General features: G+C 39.8%; 20 protein-coding genes, 1 tRNA gene and 1 pseudogene. 13 read left to right on the forward strand and 9 right to left on the reverse strand.

Translation table 11 applies throughout. The features are described from left to right. The first annotated feature begins 2 nt into the window (after positions 1–2). From O0V13_RS19340 to O0V13_RS19355, 4 genes are all read left to right on the forward strand, one after another. On the forward strand, positions 3–689 hold the full coding sequence (locus O0V13_RS19340; protein ID WP_083586487.1) for a hypothetical protein: 687 nt from the start codon (positions 3–5) through the stop codon (positions 687–689). Further along, positions 686–2,791, forward strand: a complete 2,106-nt coding sequence (locus tag O0V13_RS19345; protein WP_268036650.1) for a sensor histidine kinase — start codon at positions 686–688, stop codon at positions 2,789–2,791. Before O0V13_RS19340 ends, O0V13_RS19345 begins: the two co-directional genes overlap by 4 nt. Further along, complete coding sequence (locus O0V13_RS19350; RefSeq protein WP_268036651.1) at positions 2,784–3,869, forward strand: hybrid sensor histidine kinase/response regulator; 1,086 nt, start codon at positions 2,784–2,786, stop codon at positions 3,867–3,869. Before O0V13_RS19345 ends, O0V13_RS19350 begins: the two co-directional genes overlap by 8 nt. Positions 3,870–3,944: 75 nt before the next feature. Further along, the gene (locus O0V13_RS19355; RefSeq protein ID WP_268036652.1) at positions 3,945–4,481 is read left to right on the forward strand and encodes an inorganic diphosphatase; all 537 of its coding nucleotides are present in this window, start codon (positions 3,945–3,947) and stop codon (positions 4,479–4,481) included. Positions 4,482–4,500: 19 nt separating this feature from the next. Here the strand turns inward: O0V13_RS19355 and O0V13_RS19360 are convergent, their stop codons facing one another. Together O0V13_RS19360 and O0V13_RS19365 are read right to left on the reverse strand one after the other, a co-directional pair. Then, on the reverse strand, positions 4,501–4,959 hold the full coding sequence (locus tag O0V13_RS19360) for a hypothetical protein (RefSeq protein ID WP_073572904.1): 459 nt from the start codon (positions 4,957–4,959) through the stop codon (positions 4,501–4,503). After that, entirely contained in the window at positions 4,946–5,551 is a 606-nt protein-coding gene (locus O0V13_RS19365) for an acyl carrier protein phosphodiesterase (RefSeq protein ID WP_268036653.1), read from the reverse strand. The genes O0V13_RS19360 and O0V13_RS19365 overlap by 14 nt, the downstream gene beginning before the upstream one ends. Before the next feature lie 50 nt (positions 5,552–5,601). Between O0V13_RS19365 and O0V13_RS19370 the strand changes: the two genes are divergently transcribed. Further along, positions 5,602–7,530 (forward strand): AAA domain-containing protein, encoded by a 1,929-nt coding sequence (locus O0V13_RS19370; RefSeq protein ID WP_268036654.1) that lies wholly within the window; start codon positions 5,602–5,604, stop codon positions 7,528–7,530. Here the strand turns inward: O0V13_RS19370 and O0V13_RS19375 are convergent. The 5 genes from O0V13_RS19375 to O0V13_RS19395 form a co-directional block, all read right to left on the reverse strand. Beyond that, positions 7,517–7,642, reverse strand: a complete 126-nt coding sequence (locus O0V13_RS19375) for a hypothetical protein (protein ID WP_268036655.1) — start codon at positions 7,640–7,642, stop codon at positions 7,517–7,519. The genes O0V13_RS19370 and O0V13_RS19375 overlap by 14 nt on opposite strands. A gap of 3 nt (positions 7,643–7,645) precedes the next feature. Continuing rightward, complete coding sequence (locus tag O0V13_RS19380; protein ID WP_268036656.1) at positions 7,646–8,182, reverse strand: DUF4924 family protein; 537 nt, start codon at positions 8,180–8,182, stop codon at positions 7,646–7,648. A 75-nt stretch (positions 8,183–8,257) separates the two neighbouring features. After that, positions 8,258–9,751 (reverse strand): efflux transporter outer membrane subunit, encoded by a 1,494-nt coding sequence (locus O0V13_RS19385; RefSeq protein ID WP_268036657.1) that lies wholly within the window; start codon positions 9,749–9,751, stop codon positions 8,258–8,260. Continuing rightward, positions 9,748–12,942 carry an efflux RND transporter permease subunit gene (locus O0V13_RS19390; RefSeq protein ID WP_268036658.1) on the reverse strand — a complete coding sequence of 1,065 codons (3,195 nt, stop codon included), beginning with the start codon at positions 12,940–12,942 and terminating at the stop codon, positions 9,748–9,750. The genes O0V13_RS19385 and O0V13_RS19390 overlap by 4 nt, the downstream gene beginning before the upstream one ends. A gap of 131 nt (positions 12,943–13,073) precedes the next feature. Continuing rightward, positions 13,074–14,228 (reverse strand): efflux RND transporter periplasmic adaptor subunit, encoded by a 1,155-nt coding sequence (locus tag O0V13_RS19395; protein ID WP_268036659.1) that lies wholly within the window; start codon positions 14,226–14,228, stop codon positions 13,074–13,076. Between the two features lie 359 nt (positions 14,229–14,587). Here O0V13_RS19395 and lepA point away from each other — a divergent pair, with 359 nt between their 5' ends. The 7 genes and pseudogenes from lepA to O0V13_RS19425 all read left to right on the forward strand — a co-directional run bounded on the left by lepA (position 14,588) and on the right by O0V13_RS19425 (position 22,531). Beyond that, positions 14,588–16,381, forward strand: coding sequence for a translation elongation factor 4 (gene lepA / locus O0V13_RS19400; RefSeq protein ID WP_268036660.1), 1,794 nt, complete (start codon positions 14,588–14,590; stop codon positions 16,379–16,381). A 201-nt stretch (positions 16,382–16,582) separates the two neighbouring features. Continuing rightward, a pseudogene (locus O0V13_RS21730) lies at positions 16,583–16,783 on the forward strand (hypothetical protein); the annotation flags it as partial. A gap of 35 nt (positions 16,784–16,818) precedes the next feature. Further along, positions 16,819–17,700: a bifunctional 5,10-methylenetetrahydrofolate dehydrogenase/5,10-methenyltetrahydrofolate cyclohydrolase gene (locus O0V13_RS19405; RefSeq protein ID WP_268036661.1), complete on the forward strand. Its 882-nt coding sequence runs from the start codon at positions 16,819–16,821 to the stop codon at positions 17,698–17,700. 67 nt (positions 17,701–17,767) lie between these two features. Continuing rightward, positions 17,768–17,851 (forward strand) — tRNA-Leu (locus O0V13_RS19410). Positions 17,852–17,996: 145 nt separating this feature from the next. Beyond that, positions 17,997–19,163 (forward strand): 6-bladed beta-propeller, encoded by a 1,167-nt coding sequence (locus O0V13_RS19415; RefSeq protein WP_268036662.1) that lies wholly within the window; start codon positions 17,997–17,999, stop codon positions 19,161–19,163. Between the two features lie 182 nt (positions 19,164–19,345). Further along, positions 19,346–19,888 carry a DsrE family protein gene (locus O0V13_RS19420; protein WP_268036663.1) on the forward strand — a complete coding sequence of 181 codons (543 nt, stop codon included), beginning with the start codon at positions 19,346–19,348 and terminating at the stop codon, positions 19,886–19,888. A gap of 39 nt (positions 19,889–19,927) precedes the next feature. Then, positions 19,928–22,531, forward strand: a complete 2,604-nt coding sequence (locus O0V13_RS19425; RefSeq protein ID WP_268036664.1) for an ATP-binding protein — start codon at positions 19,928–19,930, stop codon at positions 22,529–22,531. Here the strand turns inward: O0V13_RS19425 and O0V13_RS19430 are convergent. Together O0V13_RS19430 and O0V13_RS19435 are read right to left on the reverse strand one after the other, a co-directional pair. Continuing rightward, entirely contained in the window at positions 22,528–23,949 is a 1,422-nt protein-coding gene (locus tag O0V13_RS19430) for a sigma-54-dependent transcriptional regulator (RefSeq protein WP_268036666.1), read from the reverse strand. The two genes, O0V13_RS19425 and O0V13_RS19430, sit on opposite strands and share 4 nt — an antisense overlap. A gap of 82 nt (positions 23,950–24,031) precedes the next feature. Further along, positions 24,032–24,346 (reverse strand): hypothetical protein, encoded by a 315-nt coding sequence (locus tag O0V13_RS19435; RefSeq protein WP_268036667.1) that lies wholly within the window; start codon positions 24,344–24,346, stop codon positions 24,032–24,034. Between the two features lie 330 nt (positions 24,347–24,676). Between O0V13_RS19435 and O0V13_RS19440 the strand changes: the two genes are divergently transcribed. Then, on the forward strand, positions 24,677–26,560 hold the full coding sequence (locus O0V13_RS19440; RefSeq protein ID WP_268036669.1) for an amidophosphoribosyltransferase: 1,884 nt from the start codon (positions 24,677–24,679) through the stop codon (positions 26,558–26,560). Positions 26,561–26,596: the final 36 nt, after the last annotated feature.

The following is a 26,596-nucleotide window of genomic DNA, read 5'->3' on the forward strand; positions in this document are numbered from 1 at the left end:
TTATGTATAAGTTGATTGCGTTCAAGGCGGTAGATTATCCAGAGAGGTGTGAATTGTTCATTGAGGGGCATCGACAGGTATTGGAAAGTATTGGTGTCAAAAAAGTCACATCTGCTAATAATTCATGGGCTCAAAACCCTGATGTCATAGTGGTAATTGTGGAATCCAGCGAAGATGGGCAGATCTACGGAGGTGCACGAATTCATAAAGCAAATGAAATTTCCCCTCTGCCGATGGTGGAGGCAATTCAGGATCTAGATAGTTCAATTAGGGATGTAATCGCTAAGGACCTAGATGCAGGAACCGGTGAGGTTTGCGGTCTTTGGAATTCCAGAAAAATCACCGGATTAGGGATAGGTGCTATTTTTATGGTTAAAGCTTGTTTGGCATTGGCACCAAAAATCGGCTTAAATTCACTTTACGCATTATTTGCTCCTACTACAGTGAAACTTGGACTTGAGATAGGATACGAAGTTTTGTCTGAGGTGGGGAATAACGGTACTTTTTATTATCCCAAATTGGATTTGATTGCTACGGCAATGAAACTTCATGATGTAGTCAATCTTCCCATGACAGCAGAGGAACACCGAGAACCGATTTTTAGAATACGAAACAATAGATCACTGATCATTGAAGAAGTTTATAGAAACAGACATGTCACATTAGAGTACACATCTTTTTTAGAATGATAAGAACATTAATAATAGTATTTATAGCGGCATTCTTTGCCATTTCTTGTTCAGAAAAAAATGGCGATGGTTTTAGGTATGTTGGATACACTACTCTTCCAGACTTAGATGAAGGAATAAGTAATCTCAACTTGGAGAATATTTCCTGGAAAGAAGAGAAAGATGCAAACCTCTTTTTGGGATACAGTGATTCGGTCTTTTTGATAAAAGTAATTTTAGATTCCCGATTCTCAAATGAAAGCCAAGTTGACATTTCCTTTGAAAACCCAATGCTCAATGAGATCGAAGTTTATGACCAAAACGGCTCATTATTATCCCAATTGGGAAGAGTGAATTATACCAAAAGTGATTTCAATTCACTCTTTAATCAAGAATTGATTCCAGTCAATGAGACATTGACTTATTACATTAAAGTAAAAAGTTTGGGGAATATTGTTGTCCCAATTGAAATCAATCATGAAGCTGAGTCAAAATACGCGCTGAAGCTGGATCAGAAAAATGTACTTTTTGGGATTTACTTTGGGATTGTATTGGCAATGTTTTTTTACAATCTCTTCTTATGGTCTTCAACCAAGGATTACCTCTATGGGATTTTTATCTTTTATATCCTTTTGGAGGGACTGAATCAAAGTGTTTTGGCAGGTTATGTGGATGCCTACTTCTGGCCCGATAATATTTATCTAAAAGAACACGCTTTCTATATCACCACCATTTTGGTTTCAATGACGGGGATTTATTATTCATTGAAGTTTTTGAATATTAAGAATCTCAATAAGAAAGTTTATAATGTTGGATTTGGAGTTATTGTAATTTACTTTTTTGTATTGATTACATTCTTTATTGATTTTGGAATTGGTCAGTTCAATATCAAAATGATGCAAAGCTTGTTGGGTTTTGTGTCATTCTATTTGCTATCAATTTCAATTTTCAGCCTAAGAAAAGGCTATCGTCCAGCTAAGTTTTTCTTGTTTGCCTGGTCATTATTGATAGTTAGCATGATGATATTCCTTCTTAGATATCTGAATTTCCTACCTCATAATTTTTTCACCAATTACGTATTTACCATCGGGGTGACGTTTGAAACAATTTTGTTAGCCTTTGCTTTAGCAGATAAAATCAACATCCTGAAAAAAGAAAAAGAGCGTGAGCAGTCAGAGCGTTTAAGAGTATTGAAGGAGAATGAGCAGCTGATCAAAGAGCAAAATGTTCTTTTGGAAGATAAAGTAAGGGTGCGAACTGATGAATTGGAACAGGCACTTCGAAATCTTCAAAATACCCAAAGCCAATTAGTAAGCCAAGAGAAGATGGCTTCTTTAGGTCAGTTGACAGCAGGTATTGCTCACGAAATCAATAACCCAATCAACTTTGTGAGTTCCAATATTATGCCTCTTAAGCGAGATATAGCGGACATAATGGAAGTGATTGAGTTCTATAGAGAGACTGGAAAAGAAGAGTTTAAAGAGGAGTCAAAGAAGAAAGCTTTGGATCTGGAAGAAGACTTGGAATTGGACTATGTGCTTGATGAAGTTGATCAGTTATTGAAAGGGATGGAAGAAGGAGCCAAAAGGACCGTGGAAATTGTGAAAGGCTTAAGATTATTCTCCAGAGTAGATGAGCAGGATGTGAAGAAAGTGGATCTCCATGATGGTATCAATAGCACTATTATTTTGCTGAATAGTTCGATTCCTGGAAAAATAAGAATTGTAAGAGAGTTTGGAGAGTTGCCATTAGTGGAATGTCTGGCAGGTAAAATCAACCAGGTATTTATGAATATTATCAATAATGCTGTTCATGCATTGAGTGATAATTTAGATACCATCAGTGATCCAAAAATAACGCTAAGGACCAAGGATACTGGGGATCAGGTGGTTGTGGAAATTGAGGATAATGGTCCTGGAATGCCAGAAAGTGTCAAGCAAAGAATTTTCGAACCTTTCTTTACTACAAAGGCAGTTGGGAAGGGTACAGGTTTGGGCCTTTCAATAGTTTATTCTATTATTGAGAACCATAAAGGGACCCTGGAAGTAAAATCTGAAGAAGGTCAAGGAACTACTTTTATTATAACGCTACCTGTTTACCAAAGCACAGCCAAATATGAATAGCAAAATTCATGTGCTCTACATAGATGATGAGGATAATAACCTCAAATCTTTTAGAGCTACTTTAAGAAAGGATTTTAAGATTTTTACAGCTATTGATGCAGAAGAAGGGCTCAAAATAGCTCAAGAAGAAGATGTTCATGTTGTAATCGCTGACCAAAGGATGCCGGGAATGACCGGTACTGAGTTTTTTGAAAAATTGATTGAAATCAATCCTGATCCTATTAGAATTCTCTTGACAGGTTATTCTGATATTGCCTCTGTAATCGATGCGATCAACAAAGGCGAAGTTTACCGTTTTATCGATAAGCCATGGAATATTGAGCAGATCAAAAACTCGATCAAAAATGCAGCGGATATTTTCTTTATGCGTCAAGAGCTCAAAGAAAAAAACATCAGGCTAAAGAAGTTGCATACAGAAATGAATCAATTTGTTTATAGCCTTTCTCACGAATTGAGAGGACCATTGATGAGTATTTCAGGAGTATCCAAACTCGCCAAAATGGAGGTGAGTGATCCTAATATCATGGAGTATTTTGAAATGATTGATTCTGCAACTACCAAATTGGATGACTTCATTTACAAAATGTTGGACTTCTATAGATCTACTAAAATTGATCACAAAGTTGCTGAGATTGACTTCAAAGCAGTGGTTGGGCAACAGATGGAAGCCTATCATGCCAAGTTTGATCTTCAGCATTTCCATATTGATGTACAAATCACCCAAGAAGATGTATTCTATTCGGATGAATCTAAAATCCGAGTGATCTTGAATAATTTATTTAGCAATTCCGTCCAATTCCAAAAAAGGGGAGAAGGTGAGAAAAGGATTAGTCTTACTGTTGATGTGAGAGAAGGTCAGGCTCTTATTATGTTGGAAGACAATGGAATAGGAATTGATGAACGTCATCGTTCTGATGTGTTTAATCTATTTACACGTGCCACTCAAAAGAATGTAGGTACTGGGTTAGGACTCTATATGGTCAAAGAAGCGGTGGAGCAATTAGGTGGAAATATAGAATTGGAATCAGTCTTGGATGAGGGAACTACCTTTAGAGTCTCACTTCCTTCATTGAAATAACCCCTTCTTTGTGGTGATTTTAGTCGGAAAGCGTATCTTTGCCCTCCGACTTTTTATTAACAAAAAGAAAAATTTATGATTAACCCTTGGCATGATGTCAATATTGGGAAAGAATCTCCTGAAGTTGTAATGGGAGTTGTCGAAATTCCCAAAGGAAGTAAAGGCAAATACGAATTGCATAAAAAATCAGGGATGTTGATGTTGGACAGGGTATTATTCTCTGCAGTTCACTATCCTGCTAATTATGGATTTATTCCTCAAACCTTTTGTGAGGATCATGACCCTTTGGATATCTTGATTATCTCTCAAATTGATATCCCATCTATGTGCTTGGTTGAAGCAAAGGTGATCGGTGTGATGAGAATGGTTGATGGTGGTGAGGCAGATGATAAAATCATCGCTGTAGCAGCTGGTGATCAGTCCGTCAACTATATCAATGATATCGACGAACTTCCTCCTCACTTGATGAAGGAAATTCACAGATTCTTTGAGGACTATAAGAAGTTGGAAAACAAAGAAGTGAAAGTTGAAGACTTCTTGGGCAAAGAAGATGCTCTTAGAATTATCAGAGAGAGTATTGATCTTTATGACAAGAACTTTAGAAACCAATAAAAATTTTAAGCCTGAGAAATCAGGCTTTTTTACTTTTTACGCGTTGCTTCGGAGCTTTTTTGATCAAATATTTGATTAGGTCGGTATAAGCGTCGTGCTCGTGATTGGAAACCGAAATGGACTGCTTGTCCGAAAATGCAATGGTTAATTGCTTGAATTCTTTTTTATTGGCCATTACCACTTCCTCTTCCCAAGCTAAAATATCAGAAACGGGATATGCTTTGTGAAATCCCCGAAGTGGCATCTTAATGATAATTTGATCTCTTCCTGCGGTGATAAACCGAAAACCCGCCAACATCTTCACCAAAAGCATCAAAAGAACCAAAGTGATAATCGTAGCAGCAATCAGGTAAAACCAAAAGCCAAAGCTTCCTTTGTAAGCGAAATCCCTTAAAATCAGGATTAAGCCTGCCAAAAGAGCCACTACGATAATTCCCAGTGAAAAATAAGTGGAGCTTTTCGGTTTAATGACGACCATGTGCTTGTTGGATTTCTTGAAGTTTTTCGAACGCAAAAGTCTCTAAATCTTTGAAAAAAGCTAAGAAAATCACGTCAAATTCTTTTTCTCTTTCTACTAAAGCCAAATGAGCTTCTTCCATTTTGGAGTTGAATTTGGTTCTTTTGGACATTCCTGTAAGCGCACTTTGAATACCTTCTACGCTTCCATAAGCCAAAAGCCAATTGTCCTGTCGCATCCAATAATACATGTTGGCAAAGCGTGGCGGAAATATCTCTTCATAAGAGTCTAGGGTTTCAAAAGTTTCCTGAATAAAGGTTTCCAGAGGAATATCTTTGAACTCCTTCCAATGTTTAATTAAAAAGTAATCGAAAAAAATATCAGTGATTACAGTGGAATAATGCCCAAACTTGGGTCTCAAATAGGATTGTCCTGCTTTCACAAGAGGATGTGAATCGGTGAAGAAATCTATTTCCCGATGGAGCAAAATGCCCATCAGAATCCCATCTTCAAAGTCATTGATCTGTTTTCCTTTGACAAAATCGGCTATAAAATTCCCGACCAGAATTTTTTCTTGTTGAAAGGAAAGAAATGCATGAGCAAGAAAATTCATAAGGGAGAAACTCTAAGACTTTTGATTAGTTTCGCCTAAAATACGGATTGATGGACAAAGTCACGGAGGAATTAAAAAAAGGTCTGAAACTTTTGAAACTGGAATGGCAGGAGGATTTGGCCCAGTACAAGAAGAAATTTTTGAATACTTCTCTGCAAGCAAAGAAAAAGGAAGGTATAACCTGGTATCCTGTGCAAGTAAAAAAGTCCAAAATCGGAATGGGAGAGAGGTTGTTGGTGGAAATAGAAAAGTTAGACCATCATCAGGCTTCCTCTTTTCAATCTGGGAAATCAGTTTCTTTCTTTTCCAATCAAGAAGGCTACCTGTCTGCGGAATTTAGGGTCAATGGCGTGATCAATACTGTCAAAAAAGACATGATGGTAGTCACACTTCAAGCAGATGAATTGCCAGAATGGATGGAGGGAAGCAAGCTGGGAGTTGATTTACTGTTTGATGAGGCGAGCTACAGAGAAATGGAATATGCCTTGAAGCAAGTGATCAAAGGTGATACTCCTAGAATTAATGAATTCAAAGAGATCCTCTTGGGTGATCAGGCTCCAAAATTCAATTCCTTAGCTAGAATTGAAAAGGAGATCCTGAATTTTTCGCAGAATCAAGCCTGCCTGAAACTATCCGAAGCTCAAGACGTAGCCATCATACATGGACCTCCGGGGACAGGGAAAACCACCACTTTGATTCAGGCGATCCTGGAAGCTGCGGAAGATAGGAAATCCATCCTAGTTTGTGCTCCAAGCAATGCGGCCGTTGACCTTTTGGTGGAAAAATTGACTGATCAGGGAGTCTCTACACTTCGTCTCGGACATCCGGCAAGAGTGGAGGAAAAAATTCTTAATCAGACTTTGGACGCCAAAACTGTACAACATGACAGTTACAGAGATCTCAAAAAGCTTCGAAAAGAGATAGACCAGTACCTCAAACTGGCTAAGCAATTCAAAAGAAATTTTGGTAAAGAGGAAAGAAGACAGCGTCAATTGCTTTTTGATGAAGTTGGTAGAATTCGTGAGGCGGCCAGACATTTGGAGGAATACATTTCCTATGACATTTTTCAAAAGACGCAGGTCTTTGCCTGTACCTTGGTAGGAGCTTCTCATTTCCAGTTAAAAGGGATGACTTTTGATGTGGTATTCATTGATGAAGCCGCTCAAGGATTGGAGGCTGCTACTTGGATTCCGATTTTGAAAGCTAAAAAAATCGTTTTTGCAGGAGACCACCTTCAACTTCCACCAACTATCAAATCTTACGAAGCTTCTCAATCTGGTTTGGCCGAGACACTGATGGAGAAAGTGATATCCAGAAAGCCTGAAGTAGCAGAATTGCTTCAAGTTCAATACCGGATGAAGTCTGAAATCATGGGCTTTTCCAATTCATATTTCTACAAAGGAAAGCTGGAAGCAGCACCAAATACAGAAGATCACTTCTTCGAAAATGAGCCTGTTTTGGAATGGATCGATACCGCTGGTGCAGGGTATACGGATAGACAGGAAGAGGATAGCTTAAGTACATTCAATCCAGAGGAAGGAGCTTTTTCCTCCCGCTATTTAGAGGATTTGATCAAGCGAATAGGAGTCGGGAAATTCAAGGAGAATAAATGGACCATTGGATTGATTGCCCCCTATTCGGCTCAAGTTCGATATTTGAGAAATCTGATTTTTGAGTCCTATGATTATCCCAATTTGAGGGCTTTTTCAGATTTGGTCACTATTGATACGGTGGATGGGTTTCAGGGCCAGGAGCGAGATTTGATGCTGATTTCATTGACTCGATCCAATGATCGGGGAGAGATTGGTTTCTTGGCAGATGAAAGACGAATGAATGTCGCCTTGACTCGAGCCAAACGAAAATTGGTTCTTGTAGGGGATAGCAGTACGCTTGCGATCAATCCTTTTTTTGATTCCATCCTTCAATATTTTGAAGAGAATGGGGGATATAGAAGTGTGTGGGAGTTTATGGATTCTTAGAATCTTTTTCATCCTGCGATTTCCCAGAAAGCTTATAAATCAAATAACCAATACCGATCACAAAGTGAAGCGCAACGATGCTGACGACGATAATGATTCCGGTATTGCTCATCGTTTAATTTCTGGATATGATTTCTTGCTGATAAACCAGATTGAGCAGGCTAAGTACTTCTCCAAAAGACTCTGCAGTTTTCAATTGCTCATCAGAAACCTTTTTGCCTAAAAGTCTACAAAGTAATAATCCGTAAACCCCATTCAGGCAAATTTGGATTTCATTACCCAAGTCCTGTCCTTCAGCATCCATTACTACCTGCATGATATGGGGCTTGGCTTTTTGATAAGTTTCGAAGTAAGTTTTATCTGTTTTTAGGAGTTGCCAATGGATTTTTGAAAGTTCATCTACCAGTTTACGAGTTTCCTCCAAATGACCTTTTTCAAGAATTCCTTCTTGTTCCATTTTAGTTTTGATTTCTTCAAACCAAGAAGAAATCTCTGATTTTTCCAGATCTTCTACAGGGTAATGAGAAACTACATACTGATTAATTTCTTCCAGATTTCCTTGATAAGATCGAATCAAATCTTCCATCTGGTAGAGATAGAGGATGTATTCTGCAATATTGTTAAGCTTCTTTTTGGCAGCGATTGACTTCATAGTTCTCTAAATGTGCTGCAAAGGTAAAAAACATAAAATAAATGGGAGTCTCGAATTTGAAGACTCCCTTATCTCTTATTGTTCGGTAGATTCTGTTTCCACCGACTCCTCTCTCCAACCACCTCCTAAACTCCTATACAATTCGACTTTGGCTAATGCCAGTTGCATTTTCAGCTGGACTACTTCCAATTGGTTTTGAAGCGCATCTTCCTGAGCATTGATGATCTCCAGGTAGTTGGCAAATCCGCTTTCAAAAAGCAAAAACGCATTAGTCATACCTTTGGTAGTGGTTCGCATCCGGGTCTGAGCTATTTCGTATTCCTCCTGAAGCTTTTCCATATTCACCAAAGCATCTGAAACCTCTGTTACAGCCGTATTCACTTTTTCTCTAAAATCCAGCTCGGCAATTTCGCGTTGTTTGATGGCGATTTGATGATTGGTTTTTAGTTTTCTGTTTTGGAAAATAGGTTGGAATAAGGCCCCGTTCAAAAGTGCAAATCCAGACCCAATAGGATCCAATACTGTTCCCATGCTCATAGAATTCAATCCCATCCCGGCACTGATAGTCAATGAAGGATATTTCATAGCTTGTGCAATTCCAACTCTGGCATTGCTGGCAATGAGATTGTATTCCGAGGCCATAACATCCGGCCTGTTTTGAATCAATTCAAGAGGTACACCGGTACTATAGCTATTGCTCAAAACCAAATCTTCTAGGACCCCGCTCATTTCAATATTTCCGGGAATCTTTCCTAAAAGATTGTTGAGTCTGTTTTCCTGAAGTGTATAAGCCTTTTCCAATTGTGGAATCAAAGCTTTGGCACGAAGCATTTGAGATTCTGTTTGCTGAATCGCCAAAGCAGTATTTTCACCTGCATCGTATTGAAGCTTGACGATTTTCAATGTGTTTTGACTCAATGCATAGTTTCTCTCTGCCACAGTTAGCTGGGACTTTAGCATCAGCATATTAAAATAAGTGCTTGCAATCTCCGAAACAATGGCTGTTTGCAGGGCTTTTTGAAATTCTTGAGTTTGAAGGTACTTAGCCAATGCAGCATCTTTTTGCCAGGCCAATTTGCCCCATACATCCAATTCCCAACTGGTTTGGAGAGAAACTGCATAGGCTAAATTCTCAGTATAAAGTGTTGTCGGCACCCCATCTGGATGGTTTCTTCTAGATCGGTTGGAGCCATAGTTGTTGAAATTTTCTGAATAGTACTCCCTTCGGAAAGATCCAGGTGTTGCCCCTAAACTAGGGAGGAAATTTGCTTTAGATTGAAGAAAACTTTCCTTGGATATTTCTATCTGCTTTGCAGCTTTCTGCAAATCAAAATTATGGTCCAGTGCCTCTTCGATCAATGAATTCAAGGTAGAGTCTTTGAAAAACTCAGACCAGCTGATAGAAGCAATTTGTTTTTCCCCAACAAAAATGCTGTCCTGGATTTTTTCACCCCCATAAAATCCATCAGGAATATCAGTTTCGGGACGAGTATAGCTTTCCCCGACTTTGCAGCTGGTTGCTAGCCCCAAAACCAAAAAGAAAGGGATAATATATCTGATCATTTTCATGATTTGTTTGAATCTTTTGTGATACTAAGCGCAAATCGATCCTGCAGATCTTGGAATAGATAAGCCAAAACCGGAATAAAGATGAGACCAAGAGAAATACCGAAAATCATTCCTCCAGCAGTACCAATACTGACTGACTTGGTCCCTTCAGCAGAAGAACCTACAGAAAACATCAATGGAACCAATCCGGCTGTAAAAGCAAAAGAGGTCATCATGATAGGACGAAGTCTTTGCTCACAAGCTTGTAGTACAGAATCAAGAATATTCAATCCTGCCCTTCTTTTTTGGGCCACAAATTCCACTATCAGAATGGCGTTTTTGGCCAGCAAACCGATGAGCATAATCAATCCGACTTGTACATAGATGTTATTGTCCATTCCTACAAGATTGATGGAAACAAAAATCCCAAGAATCCCTGCAGGAAGTGAAAGAATCACTGCCATTGGCAGCCAGAAACTTTCGTATTGGGCTGCCAAAATGAAAAAAGTCAAGATGATACTGATGATAAATATCAAGGTGGTGTCGGAGCCTGACTTTTTCTCCTCCAAACTCATTCCGGTCCATTCAAATCCAAGGTTTGCAGGAAGTTTTTGTTCACTCAAATCCTCAATCACCTTCATGACATCTCCGGTGCTATAGCCTTTTGCCGGAGTAATATTTATTCTGGCAGCATTGTAAAGATTGTATCTGAAAACTGTTTCAGGACCGTAAGTCGGTTCAAGTTTGACAAATGAGGTCAAAGGAACCATCTCACCTTTTTTGTTTTTGACCATGATGGAATTGATGGCCTCCGGATTCTCTCGATACTCAATATCAGACTGCATATAGACCATGTATTGACGGGTAAATCGGTTGAAATCTCCTACTCGGGTTCTACCAAAATTGGACTGGATGGTAAACATCATGTCTTTGACAGAAACGCCTAAGGCTTTGGCCTTTTCATAGTCGATATCAATTTTGTATTGAGGGAAATTGGTATTGTAAGAGGTAAAGGCTTTCTCGATTGCTTTTTGCCTGCTCAATTCAGCGATAAATTCATTGACCAAAACACCAAACTCGGCTAAATCCCCATCCGAATAATCCTGAAGTACAATCTGAACCCCATCGAAATTCCCGAAACCTTGAATGGTTGGGCGTGGATACATGTTGATTTTTGGCTCGTTTAAAACCGAAAGCTTTTCGGTCAAATGCTTCACGACATCATTGAGGGCTGAAATGTCTCCTCTTTCTGAAACGGTCTTCAATTTGATATAGCCCAAACCTGTGGAAGCACTTTCTGAATCATCCACAATGTTATAACCTGAAACTGTATTGACACTGGCAACCGCCTGCTCTAAATGCAAAAGTGAATCAGCCTCCCGTAATAATTGGTTAGTTCTGTGAAGGGATGATCCTTCTGGCATCGTCAAGGAGAAAATCAAGAAGTTGTCATCCTCTGTTGGGATAAATCCTTTTGGAGTCGTGGAGGCCATAAAATAGGTGCCTGCACAAACCAATGCCAATCCTCCCAAAGTCAACCATTTTCTGCTGATGGCCCATTTGACGATTCCCAGATACCAGTTTGTGAATCGATCGAATACCGTGTCAAATTTCTTTAAGCCTTTTCCTTTGATGGTTTTTAGTTTGTCGGCGGGTTTGGAGTTTTTGACCTTTTTCCAAAGGTTTTCATCTTCTACTTCTTCAGATTCATTTTTCTTCTTTTTACCTAAAATCAAAGCGCTCAAAACAGGAACCAGTGTCAAGGCATTGATCGCTGAAATCAAGACTGCGAAAATGATGGTAAAAGCGAACTCTTTGTAAAACACACCCACTGGTCCATCCAAGAATCCTGCAGGAAGGAAAACAGCTGCAATTACAATGGTAATTGAAATAATAGCTCCTGTGATTTCGGAAAGAGCGGTATTTACTGCATCCAAAACCTTTAGGCCTTGGTCATGCATCTTTTCATAAATAGCCTCGATGACCACAATGGCGTCATCGACCACGATCCCGATGGCGAGTACGATGGAGAACATACTCAGTACGTTCATAGTCGCTCCGATGAGCTGAAGGAAAAAGAAAGTTCCGACCAATGAAACCGGGATTGAAATCGCTGTAATGATAGTGGCCCGGAAGTCTTGAAGAAAGATGAAAACCACCAAAAATACCAAAATAAAAGCCTCAATTAAGGTCTTCTGAACGTGGTGCATGGACTCATCGATCTGATCACGGACAGAGTAAGAAATATTGTATTTCATCCCCTCTGGAAATGCCTTGGCTTGATCTTCCATGATTTCACGCACCGCCTTGTCAATTTCTACTGCATTTGCACCTTGCTGCTGCACGATATCGATGGTTACAGCAGATTTACCATCCAATTTGTTTTCACTAGCATAGTTGGATGCTCCAAACTCCAATCTGGCTACATCTTTCAATTTCAATTGAGCACCATCCTCTTCAGTTTTGATGACCAGATTTTCATATTCTTCCGGCTCACTGAATCGGCCGTTATGCTTCAAAACAATTTCAAAAACTTCCTCAGAATTTTCACCGAATCTACCTGGCGCCGCTTCAAAACTTTGATCTCTAACCTCGGTGTAAACTTCCCTAGGAGTCAAGCCATAGAGAGCCAACTTTTCAGGATTCAGCCAGATTCTCATGGCGTAGTCTCTGGATCTTAGAATTGATGCTTCGGCAATTCCTCCGACACGCTTCAATTCTCTTCGGATTTTCATCCGAGTATAGGCATTTAAAAAAGTCTCGTCGTAGGTGTCATCTTCGCTATAAATATTGATGGTCATCAAAGAACCTTTCAGCCTTTTTAAAACCACAATCCCTGCTTCGCGAACCTCTGCAGGGATTTGTTCCATTACTTTTGAAATCCTATTCTGAATCTCCACTGCAGCCACATTTGGATCGGTTCCCGGTTCGAAATACACCGTGGATCGCCCTCGACCCGAATTGGTCGCTGTAGAGTTGACATAGCTCATATTTTCAGCCCCATTGATCGCTTCCTCCAAAGGGAGAAGAACTGACTTGGCAACAGTTTCTGCATTGGCACCAGGGTAGTACACCTGGACACTGACACTTGGGGGAGCAATTTCAGGGAAACGTTCCACCGGTAGTACATTCATACTTGCAGCACCAGCCAAGACCAAGAGGATGGAAATTACCAATGCCAGGACTGGACGTTTAATAATGTTTTTTATCATGGCTGAATCAGCTTTTCAGTTTGAATTTTCAGGAATGACAATGGCTTCCCATTCTCCCTCAAAAGGGAGTCAATTCATTGGAAATAATAGTGAGTAAAAGGTCTGGAAACCTTAGTGACCAGTGATGGTAATTAGTTTTGAGAAAGAAGATGTCCTTGTTCCAAAGGTTTGATTTTTATCCCTTCAGATATTTTCTCAAGTCCGGAAATAACGATTCTATCATCTTCATTGAGACTTTTTCCACTGACAATAAACTGATTGCCTGTGCGACCTTCAATAGTGATTTCCTTTCTTTCTACTGTGTTATCGGGTTTCAAAAGGAAAACAAATCGCTTGTCCTGAATGGAAGTGGTAGCACTCTGCGGCACCAAAATCGCATTCGGGTAAATTTGCTCCATCAGGATTTTTCCAGTGTTTCCTGTTCTTAAAAGTGTGTCTGGATTTTGGAAATGAGCTCTTAAGGTTATGGATCCTGTTGACCGGTTGATCTGTCCTGAGTTGGCATCGATTGTTCCAACATTGTTATAAATGCTTCCATCCGCAAGAACCAATTTTACATCAGGATTCATTTTCTTGGAAGTGGAATCCTTCTTCATTCGCTCGTAATAGAGATAATCGGATTCACTCATTGAGAAATAAACATAAATCTCATGAACGTTGGAAAGAACAGTCAAAGGCTCTCCGTCAGTTTTCTTTACCAGGTTTCCGATTGATTTGGGGATTCTTCCCATCAATCCGTCAACAGGAGCTTTTATAGTAGTGAAAGCCAAATTAATTCTCATATTGGCGGCTTCAGCTTCTGCCTTTGCCAATGAAGACTGAGCGACTTCATAATCAGCCAAGGTTGTCTCCATTCTGACTTCAGAGATTACCTCGTTTTCAATCAAAGGCTTTAATCGATCTATTTCTGTTTGAGCTTTTCTGAGTTTGGCTTTTTCCAGATCCACATTTGCCTGAGCATTTTTCAAATCCTCTACATAGGGCTGGCTGTTGATTTTGAATAAGGGTTGCCCTTTTTTGACATATTGTCCCTCATCTACATAGATTTCTTCCAAAACGCCATCCACCTGAGGTCGGATTTGCACGTTTTCTACTCCTTCTATGGAGCCCAGGTATTTGAATTCCAAAGCGGCAGATTCTTTTTTCAAAGTCAAAACCGGCAATGGAATGCCTTCATCTTCTGCCACCTCTTCCTCGCATCCTGTAAATCCGATTGTGGTAATAGCCAAAAGCATATATCCTGAAATAGCTTTTAAGCGTTGGTTTAGTAACGTTCTCTTTTTCATGAGTGTGATTGGTTGTTCTGAATAAATCCAGAATTATGCTAGCCAAGTGAAATAATCATACCACGGGATGTGTAACTCTTAATTAACTTTAATTCAATCGATTGCGGTCAATTTTTTCTCTTTTTAAAAGTTGGTGGATTTTAATAATTGAGTAGGGTTGTGGAGAAATTCCCCATTTTTAAGAGGTTTTAAGTACACATACAATGGGATATTCCCCACATTTTGATGCTAATAAATCCATTTAGGGTCTATTGAAAAGAGGAAAATCGATAACCTTTTGATGGATTATTTCCTGTTTCAACAATGCATTTAAAAAACAAGGAGACAGAACCTTAATTTTTACTACTTTTGCGGCACGAATGCTTATGAAAAACATTAGAAATTTCTGTATCATCGCCCATATCGATCATGGGAAAAGTACATTGGCGGATAGATTACTGCAGGAAACTCAGACGGTCGCTGACCGAGATATGCAGGATCAGTTGTTGGATAATATGGATCTGGAGCGTGAGAGAGGGATCACCATCAAGTCTCATGCGATTCAGATGAAATATGCCCATGAGGGTGAGGAATATACCTTAAACTTGATCGATACTCCCGGACACGTGGACTTTTCTTATGAAGTTTCCAGATCGATTGCTGCCTGTGAAGGTGCTCTTTTGATTGTGGATGCTTCTCAAGGTATCGAAGCTCAGACTATTTCCAATTTGTATTTGGCTTTGGGACATGATCTTGAAATCATTCCGGTATTGAATAAAATTGACTTGCCTGGAGCAGATCCTGAATCTGTAGCAGATGAGGTGATTGATTTGATCGGTTGTGATCGTGAGGAGATTATTTTGGCCTCCGGCAAAACAGGGATAGGAATCGATGACATCTTGAAAGCTGTCGTGACCAGAATCCCAGCACCAACCGGTGATCCAGAAGCACCGCTTCAGGCGATGATTTTTGACTCGGTTTACAATCCTTTTAGAGGTGTTGAGGTGATTTTCCGAATTTTTAACGGAACCTTCAGCAAAGGTGATAAAATCAAATTTGTCAACACTGGTAGAGAATACGAAGCAGATGAAATCGGGATTTTGGGCTTGAATCAGATTCCTCAACAAACCATGTCTGCGGGTAATGTAGGCTATTTGATTTCAGGTGTGAAAGTAGCTAAAGAAATCAAAGTAGGAGATACCATCACCCACATCAAAAGACCATGTGAAAAAGCAATCCAAGGCTTTGAGAACGTAAAACCGATGGTTTTTGCCGGAATTTATCCAGTAGATACGACGGATTACGAAGAGCTAAGGGCTTCCATGGAAAAGCTTCAGCTGAATGATGCTTCCTTGGTTTGGGAGCCAGAGACTTCAGCGGCTTTGGGCTTTGGTTTCCGATGCGGATTCTTAGGAATGCTGCATATGGAGATCATCCAAGAGCGTTTGGAGCGGGAGTTTGATATGACAGTGATCACTACTGTACCTTCGGTTCAGTTTAAGGCCCTGATGACCAATGATACTTATCAGGTCATCAACGCTCCTTCGGATATGCCGGATCCTACCAAAATGAAGCATATCGAGGAACCCTATGTTAAAGCGTCCATCATTACGGCAGCAGAGTATGTGGGTTCTGTGATTACACTTTGTATGGATAAGCGTGGTCAGATAAAAAATCAGGTTTACCTGACTGCTGAACGAGTGGAATTGACATTCGATATGCCTTTGGCTGAGATTGTATTTGATTTCTTCGATAAACTGAAAACAATATCCAGAGGATATGCCTCATTGGATTATGAGCTGATTGGATACCAGGTTTCTCACATGGTGAGATTGGATGTGATGTTGAATGGGGAGCCTGTGGATGCACTTTCGGCAGTAGTACATAGAGATAAAGCTTACGAATGGGGCAAGAGACTTTGTGAGAAACTGAAAGAATTGGTGCCTCGCCAAATGTTCGAGATTGCGATTCAGGCTGCTATTGGACAGAAAATCATTGCCAGAGAAACTGTGAAAGCCTTGCGCAAAAACGTTTTGGCGAAGTGTTATGGTGGTGATATTTCCAGAAAGAGAAAATTGCTTGAAAAGCAGAAGAAAGGTAAAAAACGTATGAGACAAGTCGGAAACGTCGAGGTGCCTCAAGAAGCGTTTATGGCAGTTCTCAAACTAGACTAATTGAATTAAGATTTCCGATTTACCATGTACGAGGGGAATTTGAACCTCCTTTATTAATTCTAATTTGATGTTTGGTATCTGTGCTCATAACTTCCTCATACTAGGGAGTATATTGGGTATATAAATCAACTATTTCGATGTTCTAGTTGTTCTGTTGCGGCAAATTATAGGGCTGTTAGTAGGGCGTAATCAAGGGCTGATTTTATTAACAAATTAAAGATTGTAGAGGAAGAGGGAGATGAAAGTCAGTTTTTTCTAGAGTTATTAGAAGAAATAAATTCTGATTCTACCATTTCCTTTGAAATAAAAAGGCTGATCGGGGAAGCTGATCAAATCTTAGCCATTGTTGTGGCAAGTATAAAAACTGCAAGGAATTTAAATCAACGAATGAAGTTCGCTTAGGCTTCGTAAATCGTAAATCAAAACTCGTAAATCTTATGATTCTTATTGACGGTAAAAAAACCTCTGCTGAAATCAAATCTGAAATTGCTGCGAGAGTAGCGGAAATAAAGCAGGAGGGAGGGAAAGTTCCTCATTTGGCTGCTGTGTTGGTAGGAAATGATGGGGCGAGCCAAACCTATGTGGGAGCAAAAGTAAAAGCTTGTCATGAGATCGGCTTCGAATCTACTTTGGTAAGATTGGAAGAAACGGTTTCTGAAGAGGAATTGCTAAAAGTGGTGGAGGATATCAATGAAAACCCGGATATCGATGGGTTGATCGTTCAACTTCCTTTACCTAAGCATATTTCTGTAGAGAAAGTAACCGATAAGATCAAGCCTGAGAAAGACGTGGATGGATTTACTCCCGCCAATGTCGGTAGAATGGCTTTGAACTGGCCGGCTTATGTAGCCGCAACTCCTTACGGTATAGTGGAATTGCTGAAGAGATATAATATCGAAACTTCCGGAAAGCATTGTGTGGTCATCGGAAGAAGCCATATCGTAGGTAGCCCAATGAGTATTCTAATGGCAAGAAACGGATACCCTGGAAATGCTACTGTGACTTTGACTCATAGCCGTACCCAGAACTTGAAAGAGATTGCTCAGACTGCGGATATATTGATCGTAGCATTGGGTAAGCCTCATTTTGTGACTGCTGATATGGTGAAAGAAGGAGCAGTGGTGATTGATGTGGGAATTCACAGAATCGAAGATGCAAGCAAGAAATCTGGATTCAGATTGGTTGGAGATGTGCAGTTTGAAGAGGTATCTGCCAAAGCTTCAGCGATTACTCCTGTTCCGGGTGGTGTTGGACCTATGACTATTGCTTCATTGCTATATAATACCTTGTTGGCCGCTGAGAAAAAAGTTTATAATTAAGGCCAAAAAGCCTAAAAAAGGGTTTGCGTAGAAAGGATTCGCTTTCTACTTTTGCTGACCCTATGTCGCGCACGTGGTGAAACTGGTAGACACGCCATCTTGAGGGGGTGGTGCATTAAGTTGTGTGGAAGTTCGAATCTTCTCGTGCGCACGGAAAGCTCTGAAGTAATTCAGGGCTTTTTTTGTATCAGCTTTTTTTACTGTTCAATTTTTCCCAGTTTAAAGTGTTAAGTCTTAGAACGTGATCTTTAAGGCGTTTCAATTGGTTTTTTAACTCAAATTTAAATTGAGCATTTATGAAGTTTTTTAAATGGGTGGTATTCCTTTTTTTGATTTCGTGTACAGCAGGAAAGAAAGAAGTTAAAATTGAAATAACAGGGCCCCAGCCTCTTCTTATTTATGATGATTTGCCGAATCCTATCAATCAAATTGATGGTTTATTTGAATTTGAAGACCTGATTCCGTTAGCTGTTCCTGATTCAATTTTTTTATCCACGATTTCAAAAGTCAAGTTGGTCGGGGATGATTATTTGGTATTTGACAAAAAACAGTCTATTGTTTTCCTTTTTGACAAATTGGGAAAGTTTGTAAGAAAATATGGTTCGAAAGGTGAAGGTCCAGGAGAATTCATGGATGTTTCTGACATAGAATTTTATGATGGTAAAGTGTACTTGATGTCAAGAGGAAGTCGGGCGGTATTCGTATATGATGTCGAGTCGGGTAATTTTGTGGAAAAAATTAATACCGGTTTGTTTGGGGACAAATTAGTCTCTGCCGGGAATGGGGAGCTTTTGATTTATGTGAATCATAATTCTGCAAAGGGTTCATTCAATGTCCATCTAATTGGGAGTGATGGTGCAATATTGGATTCTTATTTTATCTATGATCCTAAAAAAGAAAAAAGTATTATAACTATTTCTGGATTTTTAGATAGGACAGGCCAAAATGTGAGTTTTTCAAAACCTTTTCATGATACTGTTTATACTTACGATCCATTAGGAAAAGATTTTAAAGCCAGGTATTATACTGATTTGTTAAGTCCTTTTATGAAAGAAAATCAAAGGGATTTTAAGGCTTTAGCATCTCCAGAAACTTTGGTTAAATCTGTACGAGGAGGGGAATCGATGAACGGGAACTTTTATTTGGAAAATGATGGATTTGTTGTCTTTAATTTTCTGGATTATTCTACCTTCAAATCTGGGATTCTGGATAAGCAGGATTCTGAGTTTAAAGTGTTTGCCTACAGTTCTGAAAATCCGATTTTCAGGCTTTTTGATAGTCCTCAGGTTCTAACAGAGGATAATAAACTTTATTTCCCTATCTATGGTGAAAAATTGGGGTCAGATGACTTTTTCGACTCTAATTTTAATTCTGAATTTCAGGCTAAACTTCAAGACCAGTTGGTTCAGAAGGGTTCAGCCTTCCCTTATTTTATTTGCATAAGCAGAATAAAGAAGGATTAATCTCCATCTGCATTTTCAGAAACGTGCATTAGTAAAGTCACAAATGACGGAGGAAGCCTTTTTATCCTTGAATTTGAAAATTGACCATTGCCAATTCTCCCTTGATCTTTCATGTTTTTTCCATCAACGGACTCCCATTCGCAGATTATTTCCTTACTTTTCAAGCTTAATAATATTTCAATATGAGAAAAAATCTGCTTTCGCTTCTAGTTCTGTTTTTCCTAGGTACTACCGCTTTATTTGCCCAAAACCAACCTCATTTTCCTATCATCAAAAAGTATGGGGGGATCTATGAAATCCCTGAAGCAACAGAGCGACCGGATCCTACTAAAGAATATAAGATCATTGTTGATATGACTTCCGGGCCAGATGATCCTGCTCAGATCAGCAGATGGGTGGATAATATAGCCAGAATGGTGAATTTGCATGCTTTGGCAGGGGTGCCTCAAGAAAACATTCATGTGAAAGTAGTCGTTCATGGAGGAGCAATCTTCACGGTTCTGAATGATGCGAAGTATAGTGAAAGACATCAAGTGGAAAACCCGAATATTCCGGTTTACGATGCATTGAAGGACGCAGGCGTGGAATTTTACGTTTGTGGGCAATCCATGAGAGCCAGAAATTTGAATAAAGAGGATCTGTGGACAGGGGTTCAGATTGCGCATTCTGCCTTGACTACACTTACTACCTACGTTCCCCAAGGATACGTTTTACTCAAGTTCTAAGGACTTGGAATAATTATTGGGGATTTTGGGGGCATCTCTATGAAAAAAAACACTCCCAATACCACCGCCGCGATCAAAGTCGTTTTAGGCTTTTTTCTGGCAGCTATATTCCTCGTCGGGGTAGCTGGGTTGACGTACTATACACTCAATCGGCTCCTCGACACGATGGGGCAGCTGTCTGCGCCTAATCAAAAGCTGGATGCTCTCAATGATTTGCAGGCTGAAATCATCCAAATCACTCAAATTGACAGATTGGGTCCTGAGGGAGATTTTAGGGTTACGGATTCTACCCGGAATTATCTTGAGGAAAAATTGGATGAGTTGGAATCTCTTGCTGCAGATGATGAGGAGCAGGATGATATTGAATTGATCCGTACCAATTTAGATTCTTTAATTGCTGGATATGAAAATCTCTACGAGGTAAAAACCAATCTAGCCAATCGGAATTTTACCAGGGAAGCACTTCGAAATGTAGAGATCGGAATCAGAAGAAGAGCTGAGATTTTAGAAAATCAACCGCTTCATGAACTGAATCCAAGAGATAATATCATCAATGATATCAAGAAACAAACAACTGTTAAGTCTGTTACAACCACGCTTCCTACACCCGAAGTAGAAGCGGGTAAATCCAATTCAAGAAAAAGAGATAAGGCAGTTCCAGTCACTCCGGCACCCGTAGAAGAACCAACGCCAAGTCTTCCGATTTCCCAAACTCCCGAATTGGATAAATTGATCAGTTCTCTTCAACAAGGAACAAGTATAAGCTCCAATTCTGGTTCAGGAACCTTAGACAGTATTCTGTTCAATATCCGTGGAGTGATCAATCGAATCTATAGAGAAGAAAGGAGGCAGAGGGAGAATCTGGCTCAGATAGAAACGGACCTTTCCATTAAGCAGAGTGAAGTAATTGCAACGATTCAGGATCTGTTGACCTTGTTGCAGAGGAGGATTTTGGAAGAATCTTCCCAGCAAAATCGTGAGGCCTATGGTCTAGCATATGATGTAACCTTCTTCCTGGTGATTATCGTTGCTTTAGCGATTTTGGGGAGCGGATTTATGGTTTATTCCATTCTAAAAGAGATTAAGCGAAACCGTCAATATCAGGAAAATCTGGAAGCTTCTCGATTAAAGTCAGAGCAATTGGCTAGGTCAAAGCAGGAGTTTTTGGCCAATATGAGTCATGAGATCCGAAATCCTCTGCATGTCATTCAGGGCTATCGATCCGTGATGGAAAAGACTCAATTGGATGATCGACAAAAGTCTCAACTGAAAATGATTGGATTTGCTTCGGAAACATTGATGGAGATTGTTGACGAGGTATTGGACTTTTCTAAACTCGAAGCAGGGAAATTGAAGTTGGAAACTGAGCCATTTGATCCTGAGCAATTATTCAGTGCTCTTCAAGACTTTTTTGATCTGAAAGCTCAGGAAAAGGATTTGGATTTCAAATGGAAACTCAATCTCCCTGAAGGAAAGTGGTTGGTAGGAGATCAATTGAGAATAAAGCAAATCGTCAATAATTTATTGAGCAATGCTTTCAAATTTACTTCTCATGGCTGGATTCAGGTGAGAGTGGATTGGGTAGAAAATACACTATCTGTGGAAGTAGAGGACAGTGGGATCGGTATGAGTGAGGAAGTTTTGTCCAAAGTGTTCAGGGAGTTTGATCAGGCAGATACCTCTATTTCTAGAAAATTTGGAGGTACAGGGCTGGGTTTGGCGATCGTTCACAGGCTTGCACAGTTGATGGGTGGTACCATCGAAGCGAAAAGCGAAGAGGGGAAAGGGACTTCCATGAAGATTGTTCTTCCAATGGAAAGTGTGGAGGCTTTGTCTACGAAACCGCTTTATAATCAACAGTTTGTGTTGAATCTTTCTGGGAAGAAGATTTTGTTGGTGGATGATGATCCTGTTGGGATTCAATACCTGTCTCAAATTTTGACCTATTTCGGGGCAGAAACTTCCTTATATGATGGTGGTGCAGCTTTTAGGGATAGGTTTGATAGTGAGGACTTTGACTTAGCAATATTGGATATTCAGATGCCTGAGTTCTCTGGTTTTGATGTAATAGAGATGCTTAAAAATCATCCTAGCTATCAAGGCCAGCCTATTTTGGCTATGACAGCAAATGTTTTTGTCGAGGAAAAGGAGAAGATGAAGCAGATTGGATTTAGTGATATTTTGTTCAAACCATTCCAGGAAGTGTCCCTTGTGGGCGTTTTGGGCCGTTTTTTCCCTGAGTGTGTTACAGAAATTCAATCCGATGAAACCGAAGAGGAAGTGGTCAATACAGAGCTTTTTGACCTAAGGGATTTGAATCGATTCTGTATGGGGGATGAGTCCTTGTTGAAGGATATTTTGAAGGACCTGATTCAGGAAACAAAAAAGAATGTGGAGCAGCTACAAAAGGCTCGCTTGAATGAGAGGTATGATACAGTGTTGGAGATTTGCCATCAATTGGGAAGCCGTTTGGGACAAATTAAATCTGAGACAGGTGATATGGCCAGAAAAATTGAAAATAGTCTCAAGCTTGGGAATAAGCAAGGAGTTGGTTCTCAGTTGGTTGTTTTGGAAGAAAAAATAAAGGAGCTTTTGAACGAACTGGATAAGTTTATTTTGTCAAAAGCTCCAGCAAAAACCTAATTAAGACCGTATTTTTCCATTTTGCTGTAAAGTGTCTTTCGGTCCATTTTTAAAATTCTGGCTGTCTTGGACTTGTTGAATTTTGTGTCCTGAAGAACTTGCTGAATCAATTCTTTTTCCTGTTCGATCCACTGACTTTTATAGTCTCTGGGAGAAGGTAAATCAGCTCCGGCTGGACTGGTTGCCACACTTCTATGGGTGGCAAATGCCTGCTCCGGATCGTGCAAATCTGCTGGTAAAGCTTCTTTTTCTACCAAAGGACCACTTGTTAAAAGTACCGCTCTTTTGATAATGTTTTTGAATTCTCTAAGATTTCCCGGCCAATCATAACCTAAGAAAACTTCCCAAACATCTGAAGTAAAGCCTTTTACGGATTTGTTGAGTCGCTCATTGCTTTCTTCTAAAAACTGCTCGGCAAAAACTTCCAGATCATCTTTTCTTCTGCGAAGAGGAATAGCGTTTAATGTGAATTCATTTAATCTATGATAAAGGTCTTCCCTGAAAGCACCTTCACCCGCTTGCTGTAAAAGGTTTTCATTTGTAGCAGCGATGATTCTTACATCGATTTTAATCTCTTTGTTTCCACCGATTTTACGGATTGTTCTCTCCTGAATAGCTCTCAACAGCTGGATTTGGACTTCATAGCTGAGGTTTCCGACCTCATCCAAAAAGATGGTCCCACCATGTGCCATCTCAAAGTGGCCTGTTTTATTTTCCAATGCCCCTGTAAAAGCACCTTTTACGTGTCCAAATAGCTCACTTCCAGCAAGATCTTTTGGCAAGGCACCGCAGTCAATTGCGATAAAAGGGCCATCTTTTCTTTCAGAATTATCATGTATTCTTCTGGAAATGAATTCTTTACCAGTTCCTGTTTCGCCAAGTACCAAAACACTCAGATCAGTTGGAGCAACCAGATGAATATGTTTTTCCAGCTTTTCAGCCTCTTGAGAATCTCCTACTACATAAAAAGAGCTGCTGGGAGAAGTAGTTTTTTGACTGATTTTAGGAGATGTACTTTCTTGTTTTATTTCTGAAAAAGAGTGACTTGGAGCCTCTGCTTGAGAAGAAAGGGACTCTTTGACAGTCGCCAAAAGCTCATCTGGATTGATTGGCTTGGTGATATATTCAAAGGCACCCAGCTTCATGGCTTTAATCGCAATCCTGATATCAGAGTAATGCGTGATCAAAATTACCTGAGTCTGAGGAAATTCCTTTTTGGACCATTGGAGAAGTTCCATGCCGGTACCATCAGGAAGTCGGAAGTCTGCAATGATGAGGTCAAATTTTCCTCCTCCCATCATTTGTTGAGCTTCCTTGACCTTGGTGGTGGTTTCTACTTGAAATCCGTTTTTTTCTAAAAAGGTTTTGACAATTCTAGAATAAGTCAAATCGTCCTCTACCAGTAGTATCTTTTTCATAGGAATTTTTTCTTATGCCAATTAAAACAAAAAAAGCACCAGACATGATTCCGGTGCTTTCAAATTAAGGGGATTGAACAACTTAATCTTTTATTTCATTTCCATCCTTATCATACTTCTTACTTAGTTTTTCTTCGGTGCCATTATCAAAGACAACTTCAAAATTGAAACTTCCATCTGGCAATGTCCATTGCCAAGCTTCAGCGATGGTTAAGGATTTTACTTCTTCATCATTTGCGACGGCTGTCTTTACCGGATCAGGTAAAGTGTCGGGTTCTATTTTGACTTTTCCTTCTTGGATTTCTATACCCATTGGAGTCAAACTTGTTGGTTGAAGTGGAGCGGCAAAAGCGACTCCAGTTGCAAACATGGCGGCAAATAACATTGACTTTTTCATAATCATTGTGGTTTTGTTAAATTGGTTAAAGTAAATGGTAGGGTCCGGACCCGTTCACCGATTTTAATGTCGGTTGATTTATGAATTGCCATTGGTGTGCCATCTGGCTCAATAGCTCCTGAAAGCGATTTTGGGGAGATTTGATTGCGGAAATGTTGAGGATTAGCTGGTCAACATGGTCCTAAAAAACCATAAATCGTTCGATTTATGCCTATAACTTGCTTTAAATCAAAAAGGAATGGTAAATTATAGAAATGCGAACTTTTTTAACCCGAAATATCTTCTAAAAACCTGTAACTTTGAACTGTCATTTAAACACTCACCCAGGTAATGAGCGACGCGATCAAACATGAATGCGGTATAGCCATGGTAAGGCTCCGTAAGTCTCCTCAATATTACATTGACAAATACGGTACAGCCGCCTACGCTTCAAACAGGATGTACGTCCTGATGCAAAAGCAAATCAACAGAGGTCAGGATGGCGCCGGTGTCGCAAATGTGAAAATCGATACCCAGCCGGGAACGAGATATATCTCCAGATATCGTTCTATCGAGCCTTCAGCAGTCAATTTTATCTTTGACAAAATCAACAAGAAGTATAAAAAGGCCAAAAAACTTGGCGGACATGATGCTTTGAGTGGTGCAAGTTGGCTAAAAGAAAACATCGCCTTTACAGGGGAAGTTTGGTTGGGACACCTTAGATATGGTACACATGGTGAAAACAGTATCGAGACCTGTCACCCTTTCTTGAAGCAAAATAACTGGAGAAGCCGAAACCTAGTGATGGCGGGTAACTTCAACATGACCAATGTGGAGGAACTGTTTGACAAATTGGTTCAATTGGGGCAGCACCCGAAAGAGAAAACCGATACTGTCACAGTGATGGAGAAAATAGGTCACTTCCTAGATGAGGAGAACCAGAGAATTTTTGACAAGTACAAACATCAGTATTCCAATGAGCAGATCACACATGTGATCGAAAACGAATTGGATGTAGCCAGAATCTTGAGAAGATCTTGTAGAGACTTCGATGGAGGCTATGCAATGGCAGGATTAATTGGAAACGGATCTTCATTCGTTGTGAGAGATCCATCCGGAATTAGACCAGCCTATTATTATGCAGATGATGAGGTGATTGTGGTAGCTTCTGAAAAACCGGCTATCAAATCTGCCTTCAATATAGATTTCAACGCTATTAAAGAGATTCAGCCAGGTCATGCTTTGGTGATCAATAAGGATGGTTCCTATGCTGAATCCGAGATCATGCCTGCAAGGAAGAAGACTTCTTGCTCCTTTGAGAGAATTTACTTCTCAAGAGGTACTGATCCAGCGATTTATCAGGAAAGAAAGAATTTGGGTAAAGCCTTGATTCCTCAGATCTTGAAAGCAATCGACTTTGACCTTAAAAACACCGTGTTTTCCTACATTCCTAATACTGCTGAGACTGCCTTTTTGGGTATGATCGAAGGCTTGGAAGACTACTTGGTAGCCAAGAGAAAAGAAGTTTTCTTGGAAGGAAAGCCACATATGGGAGATTTGGAAGATCTTTTGAACTTCCGTCCAAGAGTTGAAAAATTGGTTTCCAAAGACGTGAAACTGAGAACCTTTATCACCAATGATGATGATAGAGATGTGATGGTTTCATCCGTGTATGATACGACATATGAAGTGATCAAACCTGGAATTGATTCCTTGGTTGTAATTGATGATAGTATCGTGAGAGGAACCACTTTGGAGAAGAGTATTTTGACGACTTTGGATAAATTGAAGCCAAAGAAAATCATTATCGTTTCTTCAGCTCCTCAAATTAGATTCCCTGATTGCTACGGTATTGATATGTCCAGAATGAAGGAATTCATTGCCTTCAGAGCTGCCCTTGCTTTATTGAAAGAAAGAGGATTGGATAATATCTTGGATGAAACCTATGATGCATGTGTAGTGAACCCTGCTGGTTCTGAAAACTTTGTGAAGAAAGTTTATGAATCATTTACCGATGAGGAAATATCCACCAAAATTGGTGAGATTGTTACTAATCCTGAGATTGAGGCAGAGGTTCAAGTGATTTACCAAACTGTTGATAATCTGCATAAATGTACTCCTGATCATATTGGTGACTGGTATTTCACTGGAAACTACCCTACCACAGGAGGTACAAGAGTAGTGAATAAGTCATTCGTGAATTTTATGGAAGGCAAAACTGTCAGAGCATATTAATCATTGAAATAAAATTTCGAAAGGCGCAGAGAATTC

The organism is Algoriphagus sp. PAP.12, from assembly GCF_026652115.1.
Taxonomy (GTDB): Bacteria; Bacteroidota; Bacteroidia; order Cytophagales; family Cyclobacteriaceae; genus Algoriphagus.